This window comes from Streptomyces hirsutus (assembly GCF_001418415.1).
GTDB lineage: Bacteria > Actinomycetota > Actinomycetes > Streptomycetales > Streptomycetaceae > Streptomyces > Streptomyces hirsutus.
This window is the reverse complement of the sequence record NZ_LIQT01000231.1, coordinates 1-9,463: the sequence shown is the minus strand read 5'-3', so window position 1 is coordinate 9,463 and position 9,463 is coordinate 1. Positions and strand designations below refer to the sequence as shown.

Annotated in this window: 8 protein-coding genes; 3 read left to right on the top strand and 5 right to left on the bottom strand. The window is 72.9% G+C overall.

Going from position 1 to position 9,463, the window contains the following annotated elements:
• The 3 genes from AOK11_RS18355 to AOK11_RS18345 form a co-directional block, all read right to left on the bottom strand.
• On the bottom strand, nucleotides 1-737 hold a 737-nt coding region (locus AOK11_RS18355; RefSeq protein ID WP_055594805.1), incomplete at its 3' end, for a HAMP domain-containing protein.
• Nucleotides 734-1,474, bottom strand: a complete 741-nt coding sequence (locus AOK11_RS18350; RefSeq protein ID WP_055594804.1) for a response regulator transcription factor — start codon at nucleotides 1,472-1,474, stop codon at nucleotides 734-736. The genes AOK11_RS18350 and AOK11_RS18355, both read right to left, overlap by 4 nt.
• A 123-nt stretch (nucleotides 1,475-1,597) precedes the next feature.
• Nucleotides 1,598-2,302, bottom strand: coding sequence for a spermine/spermidine synthase domain-containing protein (locus tag AOK11_RS18345; RefSeq protein WP_055594803.1), 705 nt, complete (start codon nucleotides 2,300-2,302; stop codon nucleotides 1,598-1,600).
• A gap of 251 nt (nucleotides 2,303-2,553) precedes the next feature.
• Here AOK11_RS18345 and lon point away from each other — a divergent pair, with 251 nt between their 5' ends.
• Nucleotides 2,554-5,007 (top strand): endopeptidase La, encoded by a 2,454-nt coding sequence (gene lon, locus AOK11_RS18340; RefSeq protein WP_055594802.1) that lies wholly within the window; start codon nucleotides 2,554-2,556, stop codon nucleotides 5,005-5,007.
• Between the two features lie 93 nt (nucleotides 5,008-5,100).
• On the opposite strand, the gene AOK11_RS46770 is transcribed toward lon, so the two are convergent.
• Nucleotides 5,101-5,760 carry a GH25 family lysozyme gene (locus AOK11_RS46770; RefSeq protein ID WP_420902998.1) on the bottom strand — a complete coding sequence of 220 codons (660 nt, stop codon included), beginning with the start codon at nucleotides 5,758-5,760 and terminating at the stop codon, nucleotides 5,101-5,103.
• Nucleotides 5,761-5,900: 140 nt separating this feature from the next.
• On the opposite strand from AOK11_RS46770, the gene AOK11_RS18330 reads away from it, so the two are divergent.
• Nucleotides 5,901-6,395 (top strand): MarR family winged helix-turn-helix transcriptional regulator, encoded by a 495-nt coding sequence (locus AOK11_RS18330; protein ID WP_055594800.1) that lies wholly within the window; start codon nucleotides 5,901-5,903, stop codon nucleotides 6,393-6,395.
• A 70-nt stretch (nucleotides 6,396-6,465) separates the two neighbouring features.
• Here AOK11_RS18330 and AOK11_RS18325 read toward each other — a convergent pair whose 3' ends face one another.
• Nucleotides 6,466-7,251 (bottom strand): protein phosphatase 2C domain-containing protein, encoded by a 786-nt coding sequence (locus AOK11_RS18325; RefSeq protein WP_055594799.1) that lies wholly within the window; start codon nucleotides 7,249-7,251, stop codon nucleotides 6,466-6,468.
• Nucleotides 7,252-7,681: 430 nt separating this feature from the next.
• Here AOK11_RS18325 and AOK11_RS18320 point away from each other — a divergent pair.
• Nucleotides 7,682-9,463, top strand: a 1,782-nt coding sequence (locus AOK11_RS18320; RefSeq protein WP_240497387.1) for a sensor histidine kinase, incomplete at its 3' end; no start/stop codon positions are given.

Genomic DNA, 9,463 nt, shown 5'->3' with positions numbered 1-9,463 from the left:
GGCTCCGGCGGCCACACGCGCAAGGACGTCCACCTGAGTCTCGACGTCAGGCCGCCGGAGCCGGTGGTCATGCCCGCGCGTGCGGAGGCGACCATGTTGGCCTCCTTGAGCACACCGGACAGATACGGCCACACCTCGAAGCGCTGCCGCCGCAGCGGGACGACCCCGTTGTCCAGGCGGGACAGGTCGAGGAGCGTCTCCACGAGACGCCCCAGCCGCTCGGTCTGCTTCAGCGCCGTGCGCATGGTCTCGGGATCGGCCTCGGTGACGCCGTCGACGATGTTCTCCAGCACCGCGCGCAGACCCGCGATGGGGGTGCGCAGCTCGTGCGAGACGTTGGCCACCAGCTCCTTGCGCTGATGGTCCTGGGCCTCCAGCTCGTCGGCCATGACGTTGATGGTCTGGGCCAGGTCGCCCAGCTCGTCCCGGCGGTGCTCGCGCACCCGGCGGGTGTAGTCGCCGTGCGAGATGGACCGGGCCACCGCGTTCATGTCGTCCAGCGGCGCGGTGAGGGAGTGCGCCACGAACTGGGTGATGAGCAGGGTGGCGATCATCGAGAAGACCGTGATGAAGCGCAGCTCCGTCTTGGTCTGCACCGCGATCATCGACAGCCCGGTGGTGATCAGCACCGAGATGACGACCAGAGCGCCCAGCTTGGTCTTGATGGAGAACGGGCGGACGCCGCCCCAGGGACGAGGGTCCCCGGGGCCTCTCCGTGCGGCCGGCCCGTCGCTCATGGCGTCGGCGTCTCCAGGGCGTAGCCCACGCCGTGCACGGTACGGATGCGCTCGGCGCCGATCTTCCGGCGCAGCGCCTTGATGTGGCTGTCGACGGTCCGGGTGCCGGAGGCGTCCGCCCAGTCCCAGACCTCGGCCAGCAGCTGCTCCCGGGAGAGCACCGCGCGGGGGGTGTTCGCCAGGCACACCAGGAGGTCGAACTCGGTGGGCGTCAGATGGACGTCCTCGCTGCGCACCCGCACCCTGCGCTGCGCGTGGTCGATCTCCAGTTCGCCCAGGCGCAGGATGCCGCTGCGCGGGGTGGAGGCCGCCAGGGCCGCCCGCTCCATGCGGCGCAGCAGTACGTGCACGCGAGCCGCGAGTTCCCGCATGGAGAACGGCTTGGTCATGTAGTCGTCGGCGCCGACGCCCAGCCCGACCAGCATGTCGGTCTCGTCGTCGCGCGCGGTCAGCATCATCACCGGCACCGGTCGCTGGGCCTGCACGCGCCGGCAGACCTCCAGGCCGTCGAAGCCCGGCAGCATGATGTCGAGGATCAGCAGGTCGGGCTGCCAGGCCTCCGCCGTGTCGACGGCGGACGGACCGTCACCCGCCGTCTGCACCAGGAATCCCTCGGCACGAAGGCGGGTCGCGATGGCGTCCACGATCGTCGCGTCGTCCTCGACCACCAGGACCCGGCGTTGTGCGCCCGGAGTGGTCGCCGCCGTGCCGTTGTGGGAGGTGTGTGTCTGCTCCATCGCCCGCCCCTGAAGTGTGCTTTCCGGAATCCGTGGGGTGAATCCGTTTCTGCGCATGACTGCGATTGACGCTTGCATGATCCGCGTCCGTGCAGCAGCGTACGGGGAGTCACCACGGCTTTGCTATCCAGGGCGGACGCCGAGGTGCACGACGTCAGGAACGCCCCGGGCAACGGGGATCTCTTCGGTACGCACCTGTTGGAACCCGGCATTCCGCAAGGTTCCCTCGAAATCCGTGGACGGCTGGGCGGACCACACCGCGAGCACTCCGCCGGGCGTCAGCACCCTTGCGCAGTCCCGGAGTCCGGCGGGGGAGTAGAGCCCGTCGTTGCCCTCGGTGACGGTCCAGTCGGGGCCGTTGTCGATGTCGAGGCACAGCACGTCGAACGTGTCGGACGTCTCCTGGACGTACGTCACCAGATCGGCCTCGACGATCCTCGCGCGGGGGTCGGCGAGAGCGCGCGCGGAGAGTTCGGCCAGGGGGCCCGCGCGGTGCCACTCGATGACGGCGGGTTCACGCTCCACCACCGTGATGCGGCCCCAGCGGGGCGCGGCGGCGGCGTGCGCGAGGGAGAAGCCGACGCCGAGTCCGCCGATGAGGACGTGCGGCTCCTGCCGCGGACCGTGCCCCGCGCGGGTGTCGGCGGCGTCGAGCGCGGCCAGGGCGGCGTCGACCAGCAGGCGCTCCGAGCGGCCGTCGGAGGTGTCCATCAGGAAGCAGCCGTTCGCGATGATCTGCAGCAGGCTGCCGTGCCGGCGGAGCACCACCTCCCCGTACGGGCCCTCGCGGCGGTCCAGGACTTCGGGAATGTCGTAGGGGGTGGACATGCGTTCATCCTGGCAGCACTCCCCGTCCGGCGGAGCGCCCCCCTCGTTCAGGGCCGCCCCGGGCGGTGCCCGGCGGTCCCCGGCGGCCTCCGTGGCTCCCGGCGGGCTCCGGCGGTCCGGAGGAGCGCCCTTCGCTCCCCGGTCGCCGGATGATCGCTGAGAGCGAACGCAGCAGCCCGCGGGCCGGGAACAATCAAGGGCTCAGGAGCATTGAGCCGGTGTAACTCAACTTGACTGCCGAAGGGGAGATCATGGCTGCTGAGTCCACACCACTCGCCCTGCCCGTGCTGCCGCTCGACGACGAGGTCGTGCTGCCCGGGATGGTGGTCCCGCTGGACCTGAGCGATTCCGAGGTGCGCGCCGCGGTGGAGGCCGCCCAGGCCGCCGCCACGTCGGAGCCCGGGAAGCCCAGGGTCCTGCTGGTGCCACGCATCGACGGGACCTACGCCGCCACCGGCGTCCTGGGCACGGTCGAGCAGGTCGGCAGGCTGGCCGACGGCGACCCGGGCGCCCTGATCCGGGGCCGGGACCGGGTGCGGATCGGCGCCGGGACGACCGGGCCGGGTGCCGCGCTGTGGGTGGAGGGCACCCGGATCGAGGAGACCGTGCCGGAGCGTTCCCCGGGGTCCCCGCTCCGTCCGGGCAAGGGAGACCCCTACCCCGGCCAGGTGACCGAGTTGGTCACCGAGTACAAGGCGCTCGCCACCGCCTGGCTGCGCAAGCGCGGCGCCTGGCAGGTCGTCGACCGCGTCCAGGCCATCGACGACGTCTCCGCCCTCGCCGACAACTCCGGTTACTCACCGTTCCTGTCCACCGAACAGAAGCTGGCCCTGCTGGAGACCGCCGACCCGGTGGCCCGGCTGAAGCTCGCCACCCAGCAGCTGCGCGACCACCTCGCCGAGCAGGACGTCGCCGAGTCCATCGCCAAGGACGTCCAGGACGGTGTCGACAAACAGCAGCGCGAGTTCCTGCTGCGCCGTCAGCTGGAAGCCGTGCGCAAGGAACTGCGCGAGCTGAACGGCGAGCAGGAGGGCGAGGAATCCGACGACTACCGGAGCCGCGTCGAGGCCGCGGACCTGCCGGAGAAGGTGCGTGAGGCCGCGCTCAAGGAGGTCGACAAGCTGGAGCGCTCCTCCGACCAGTCGCCCGAGGGCTCGTGGATCCGCACCTGGCTCGACACGGTGCTGGAGATGCCGTGGAACGAGCGCACCGAGGACGCGTACGACATCCAGGGCGCCCGGGCCGTGCTCGACGCCGAGCACGCGGGTCTGACGGACGTGAAGGAACGCATCACCGAGTACCTGGCGGTGCGCAAGCGGCGTGCCGAGCGCGGGCTCGGGGTCGTCGGCGGCCGCCGCGGCGGTGCCGTGCTCGCCCTCGTCGGCCCGCCCGGCGTCGGCAAGACGAGCCTCGGCGAGTCCGTCGCCCACGCGATGGGCCGCACGTTCGTCCGGGTCGCGCTCGGCGGCGTCCGCGACGAGGCCGAGATCCGCGGCCACCGGCGTACGTACGTCGGCGCGCTGCCCGGCCGGATCGTGCGGGCCGTCAAGGAGGCCGGGTCGATGAACCCGGTGGTGCTGCTCGACGAGATCGACAAGGTGGGGTCGGACTTCCGGGGCGACCCGTCCGCCGCCCTCCTCGAAGTGCTGGACCCGGCGCAGAACCACACCTTCCGCGACCACTACCTGGAGGTCGAGCTGGACCTCTCGGACGTCGTCTTCCTCGCCACCGCCAACGTCCTGGAGGCCATCCCGGAGGCGCTGGCGGACCGGATGGACATCGTCCGCCTGGACGGCTACACCGAGGACGAGAAGGTCGTCATCGCCCGCGACCACCTGCTCCCGCGTCAGCTGGAGCGCGCCGGGCTCGCCACCGACGAGGTCACCCTCGACGAGGGCGCGCTGCGCAAGCTGGCCGGCGAGTACACGCGCGAGGCGGGCGTCCGCGCCCTGGAGCGGTCCATCGCGCGGCTGCTGCGCAAGGTCGCGGCCCAGCACGAACTGGGCGAGCGGGAGCTGCCCCTCACGGTCGGCGACGGTGATCTGCGCGCTCTGATCGGACGGCCGCACCACGTGCCCGAGTCCGCCCAGGAACCGGCCGAACGCCGCACCGCCGTCCCCGGTGTCGCCACCGGGCTCGCGGTGACCGGTGCCGGCGGTGACGTCCTCTATGTGGAGGCGTCCCTGGCCGACCCGGAGACGGGCGCCGCCGGACTGACCCTGACCGGTCAGCTGGGCGACGTGATGAAGGAGTCGGCGCAGATCGCGCTGAGCTTCCTGCGGTCCCACGGCGCCGAACTGGAGCTTCCGGTCGGCGACCTGAAGGAGCGGGGCGCGCACATCCACTTCCCGGCGGGCGCGGTGCCCAAGGACGGCCCGAGCGCCGGCGTCACGATGACCACCGCCCTGGCCTCGCTGCTCTCCGGGCGCCTGGTCCGTACGGACGTGGCGATGACCGGTGAGGTCTCGCTGACCGGCCGGGTGCTGCCGATCGGCGGGGTGAAGCAGAAGCTGCTCGCGGCGCACCGGGCGGGGATCACCACCGTGATCATCCCCAAGCGCAACGAGCCCGACCTGGACGACGTCCCCGCTCACGTGCTGGACGGGCTCGACGTCCACGCCGTGACCGACGTCCGCCAGGTCCTGGAACTGGCGCTCTCGCCGGCGACGAACGGCGCGGCGCCGGAGGTTCCGGTGGCGGTGTGACGGCGTCACCGGACGGGCGGCGGCCGGGATCCCGTGAGGGAGATCCGGGCCGCCGCCCCACGGCACCGGGGCCGGCGGCGCGGGCCGGCGACGTCAGCCGAGGGCCGGGGCCCGCACCTGGTCGACGGTGCCGTTGAAGAGGTCGTGGTCCCCGACCACCGGGCCGGTGGAGGTGTACTGCCACCTCGTGCAGGACGCCCGGCCCGCGGGCGGCTCGCCCGCGGTCGCGGCGTACCGGGCGACCCGCAGCGGGCGGGTGGTGCCGAACCCGGCGTGGTTCCCGGTGCACTGCTGCCACCGGCTGGTCGCCGGGTAGATCACGGCGTCGCGGCCGGTGCGCGCCCGGTACCGGTCCAGGACGTCACGGATCCAGCTGACCATCGCGCTCCGCGACGTGCCGTGACAGGCGTCTCCGTAGGGGGTCCACTCGATGTCGAGCACGCCCGGCAGCGTCCTGCCGTCGGGCGACCAGGCGCCGCCGCGGTCGGCGAAGCAGTCGGCCTGGGCGGCGACGCCCATGCCCCAGGCGGGCGGAACCGCGCGGCGGGACGTCGGGGGCGCCCCCGGCCGACCCGGCCGCGGGAGTCGTACGGGGAAGGGAGAGGACCGCGAGCAGGACCGCCGCGCCGGTCGTGAACGCGCGGAGACGGGTGGAACCGGATCTGTGCACGGGCGTGACGGATCTTCGGAGGTACTCGGTGGGGAATCCGGGGAAGCAGGAACGCGACGCGCACGGACCGCGACGCGGGACAGGCCACGGGCGAAGTGCCGCAGGTCGGAAGCGGTGGTCGGAAGCGGTGGTCGGGCCGGGCCTGCGAAATACTTGTGGAGCTCCAGTGGCGCCGCCACTGGGTGGGAACATGGACGACCGGTGAACCGAGGCAGGGACTGACGTGCACGAAGGCGGAAACGGCGGCGGTGAGGACACCTCGTCGCAGGTGCCCGACAACGGTGTGGAACAGCCCGGATTCCTCGCGCTGGAAAGAGAGTTGACGGTGCTGCTGCGCCGCGCCAGGGCCAGCCAGGGCGAGATGTCCCGCGCGGTCCATTCCGACCTGGAACCGTCCGCGTACGGGCTGCTCGTCCGTCTGGACGAGTGCGGCAAGCAGCGGGCCACCGAACTCGCCGCCTTCATCGGCGTCGGCAAGGCGACCATGTCGCGCCAGCTGCACGCCCTGGAGGAACTCGGGCTCGTCACCCGTGAACCGGACCCCGCCGACGGCCGCGCCTGGCTGGTCGACCTCACCCCGGAGGGACGGAGCCGGACGGGCCGGGTCCGCGAGGCCCGCCGCGCGCGCTACGCCCGCGGCCTCGCCGACTGGGACCCCGACGAGGTCACGGAACTCGCGCGGCTGCTGCACCAGCTGAACCGGGGGATGGAGAAGTAGCGGGAGCCGGCGCGGGCCGCTCGGCCACCGGGGAGCCGCCCGGGCCGCCCGTCCGCCGGGAGCCGGGGGCTCAGAACTCCACGTACACGACCGTCGCGTCGTCGTGCGTCTTGCTCCGGCCGAGCAGCACCCGGTCCGTGTCCGCCCGCTCCAGGGCCCGGACGCGGTCCACCAGCGCCTGCGGTCCCTCCTTGCGGACGAGGGCGAGACAGTCCGCCCAGTCGCCCTCGCGGAACTTCTCCACCCAGCGGGTGGCCCCGTCCGTCAGGGCGGCCAGGGCGCGCACCTCGGCGCGCGGCAGCGTCCCGGTGACCGCGCGCACCGCGACCGACGGATCGGCCGCCGCGGTGAAGAAGCCGCCCTCCTTGTTGCGCACGGTGGAGTCCACCAGCGCGTCCGTGGCCAGCGCCGAACGGGGCAGCCGTGCCAGCCGGTCGTCCAGCAGCGCGGTGATCGTGCCGCCCGGGGACTCGACGAGCAGGGCGGAGTCGGAAAGGACCAGGTACTCGACCGACTCCGGTGACCAGCGCGCCAGCACCACCGTCGCCTGGGGCGTACGGGGGTGAGAAAGGTCACAGGTTTTCGCGTGCGCCCCGGCGGTACGGGACACGGCCCGGGAGAGCAGGTCCGCCAGGGGGACATCCTGGAGGGAAACGGTCAGTTCGGCCAGCGCCCCGCCGAGGCGCGCGGTGAACCAGGGGACCGAATGCCGACACCCCGTGCCGTCCCGCGGCGGCGTGACCCCGTCCAGCAGGACCAGGGAACCGCCCTGTCCGGAGGCCGGAAGCCCGATACTCGCGAAGTCCTCGTTGGGAAGGGCCGCGTCCCCGGGCTCCGAGACAAGTTCCGTACGCATCCGGCCAGTCTGCACGACCCCTCCACAAGGGCTCCCGAAGGCCCCCACCGCTCGCCGGACACCGGCAGCCGTGCAGGTCAGACGCCGCGTTTGGGTGGGATTGCAGCACTCCTCGGGCGCGTGGCGGCGAATCCTGCCATCGGCCGCCGCAGACGTCCAACCGGCGTGCCGTGATGGGCCGCTGCGGGAGATCGCGCGACTTGCTCCCCAACTCGCCTCCGATGTTCACTCCTTCGAGTGGCGGGTCAGGTGATGCGCGTGCGGTGCCCATGGGCACTGGGAGGGTCGGGGAGCGACGGGGGCGTCTCGCTGCCCGAGCGCGACCGGCCGTCCGCCAAGGCGTACGCCCTCGATACGGGCAGGGCGTAGGCGCCTGTTGACGGGACGTCACCCCGACCCACGGGTACACGAGTCAGGAATGCGAGCACCGGTGCAGAAGACGCGGCCTCGTCGCACAGGCAAGCAGACGCCCCCCGCGGGAGACGCTGAGCAGACGCCCACCGTCGGCCGGGGCCGCCCCACCCATGTGCGCAACCGGCTCATCGTGGCCGTCGCGGTCGTGGCCGCGGCGATCGCCGGCGCCGGGACGCCCTCCCTGCTCACCGCCTCCGGGCAGCTGAGCGACTCCCAGAACCTGGTGACCCGGGCCGAGCAGACCCAGGACGCCCTCGCCCTTGCGCACTCGCTCGCCGACGAGCGGGACGACGTGACGTCCTACATCGCGGCCGGCCGCCCCAAGGCCAAGGCGCCCACCGAGCAGCACAGCGTCCGCGTCGACCGGCAGGTCGAGGAACTGCGCGCCGACTCCGGCACCTCGGCCGCGATGCGCGACGACCTCGAGGCCATCGCGGCCCTGCGCAGGGCCGCGCTCTCCGGCAAGAGCAGCGCGCTCGAGGCGCACCAGGCGTACTCCACCGCCATCACCCAGCTGCACCGGCTCGCCGAGCAGCTCGCGGAGGAGACCCCGCCCCGGGCCGGCTCCGGCTCCTACGCGCTCGCCGAACTGGACACCGCCGTCCAGCAGGCCGCCGCCACCCGCGGGCTGCTGCTCGCCGCGCTCAACGTGCCGAGCACCACCCAGACCGTGATCGACCCCCTCACCGGTCTGCCCACCACGGCCACCTCCACGTCGGACGCCGACGCCGAGCGGCGCGACGCGCTGACCGCGGCCGCCCTCCAGGCCCGCGTGCGCTCCGACGCCGCGCTCGCCGACTTCCGCGAGACGGCGCCCAAGGCCGCCCGCGCCTCGTACGACTCCACGGTCACCGGCCCCGAGGTCGACGCCGCCGAGAAGTACCTCAAGAACCTCACCGACCAGCCGACCCTCTCCGACGAGGAACTCGCCACCGGCTCCAAGAAGCTGGCGGCCGCGCTCACCGCCCGCGTGGAGGCGATGCGCGGAATCGAGTCCGCCCTCTTCGAGCAGCGCACCAAGGACCTCGCCCAGCTGCGCGACGACGACGTCACCGCGCTCGAGATCCGCGTCGCCCTCCTCGGCGCCCTCATGCTGCTCGCGGTCGGCGTCGCCACCGCCATGGCCCGCACCCTCACCCGTCCGCTGTCCGTGCTGCGCCGCGGTTCCGCCCGGCTCGCCAGCGCGGAGAACCCCGCCGTGGAGGAACCGGTCGCGTTCACCGGGCGCAACGACGAGTTCGCCCAGGTCGTCCGCTCCGTCAACGCCCTGCACGCGCACGCCGCACAGCTCACCGGGCGGATCACCACACTGGAGGCCGACCGCAAGCACCTCGTCGCGCAGCGGCAGCGGATGGCCGACGCCCGCGAGGAGCTGCGCACCCAGGTCACCGAGTCCGCCGCCCGCCTGGAGCAGCTGCGCAGCAGCATCGGCGGCACCTTCGTCAGCCTGGCGCTGCGCACTCTCGGTCTGGTCGAACGGCAACTCGGCGTCATCGAGGGCCTAGAGGAGCGCGAGGACGACCCGGACCGCCTGGCCACCCTGTTCAAGCTCGACCACTTCGCCACGGTGATGCGCCGGCACAGCGAGAACCTGCTCGTCCTCGCCGGCACCGAACACGTCCAGCACTCGGCGGCCCCGGTGCCGCTCGTCGACGTCGTACGGGCCGCGGTCAGCGAGATCGAGCGCTACGAGCGGGTCCGCATCGCGGCGCTGCCGCCGCACGCGCACATCGCCGGGTTCGCCGCCGACGACGTCAGCCATCTGCTCGCCGAGCTCCTGGAGAACGCGACCTCGTTC